The sequence below is a fragment of the Marinobacter sp. EhC06 genome (assembly GCF_001650915.1).
Classification (GTDB): domain Bacteria; phylum Pseudomonadota; class Gammaproteobacteria; order Pseudomonadales; family Oleiphilaceae; genus Marinobacter.
Genome location: NZ_LXYO01000022.1, coordinates 1 through 1,326 on the forward strand (window position 1 = coordinate 1; position 1,326 = coordinate 1,326).

Below are 1,326 nucleotides of genomic sequence, written 5' to 3' on the forward strand. Positions count from 1 at the left end.
GAGCCTGTAAACCAAATTGTGTAACTGCCCACGACTGAGTAATCTTTTCAAAAGGATACCATCGTGGGTACACAAGTGGATCAAGAAAAACTCAAAGCCCTGGCCGCAGAACTGGCCAAAGATATCAAGTCCGAGAAAGACCTCGGAGCCCTCACTCAGCAACTCGTAAAACTCACCGTTGAAACAGCACTCAATGCCGAACTGGATGAGCACCTCGGTTATGAGAAGCATGCCCCGGCAGGTCGTGGTACCGGCAACAGTCGTAATGGCTACTCTGCCAAACGCCTAAAAGGTCAGCATGGCGAAGTACCAATCGAGTCACCCCGTGACCGGGACGGCTCTTTCGAGCCTCAGTTCGTCCGTAAGGGACAGTCCAGGCTGACCCAAATGGATGATCAAATTCTGGCACTGTATGCCAAGGGATTGAGCACACGAGACATCGTGGACGCCTTCAAAGAGATGTACGACGCGGACATCTCGGCAACGCTCGTTTCCAAGGTGACTGAGCGCGTAATCGATCAGGTTCACGAGTGGCAGAATCGCCCTGTCGATCCGATTTACCCTATTGTTTATCTGGATTGCATCGTTCTGAAAATCCGTCAGGACAAGAGGGTGATCAACAAGTCCTTATACCTGGCTCTGGGCATCAACATGGAAGGCCAGAAGGAGCTGCTGGGCCTGTGGCTTGCCGAGACCGAGGGCGCAAAGTTCTGGCTGTCGGTACTCACCGAACTGAAGAATCGTGGTCTGGAGGACATCCTGATCGCCTGTGTGGACGGCCTCAAGGGATTCCCGGATGCCATTGCGGCGGAATACCCTCAGACCAAGGTCCAGCTCTGCATCGTGCACATGGTTCGTAACTCGCTGCGGTATGTGTCCTGGAAGGACTACAGGGCTGTCACAGCAGACCTGAAGCAAATATATAAATCGGCCACCGAACAAGAGGCACGAACAGCGCTGGATGACTTTGCAGAGCGCTGGGACGGCCAATACCCGCAAATCGCCAGGTCCTGGTACAACCATTGGGACAACCTGATAACGCTGTTCGACTATCCACCGGCCATCCGGAAGGTGATCTACACCACCAATGCCATCGAGTCACTGAATAGCGTAATCCGCAAAGCAACCAAGCGCCGGAAGCTGTTCCCCAGTGATGATGCAGCGCTGAAGGTGGCGTTCCTGGCGATCCAGCAAGCATCAAAGAAATGGACCATGCCGATCCGGGATTGGAAGCCTGCACTGAATCGCTTTATTATCGAATTCGGTGACCGCCTAGACGGTCACCTATAGTGAGGTGGGCAGTTACACAGATTTATTTACAGGCTC

At 53.3% G+C, this 1,326-nt stretch carries 1 protein-coding gene; it reads left to right on the forward strand.

What is annotated here, in order from left to right; all coding sequences use genetic code 11:
- The first annotated feature begins 75 nt into the window (after positions 1-75).
- Positions 76-1,290 carry an IS256 family transposase gene (locus tag A8B84_RS09965; RefSeq protein WP_064228495.1) on the forward strand — a complete coding sequence of 405 codons (1,215 nt, stop codon included), beginning with the start codon at positions 76-78 and terminating at the stop codon, positions 1,288-1,290.
- Positions 1,291-1,326 lie beyond the last annotated feature (36 nt).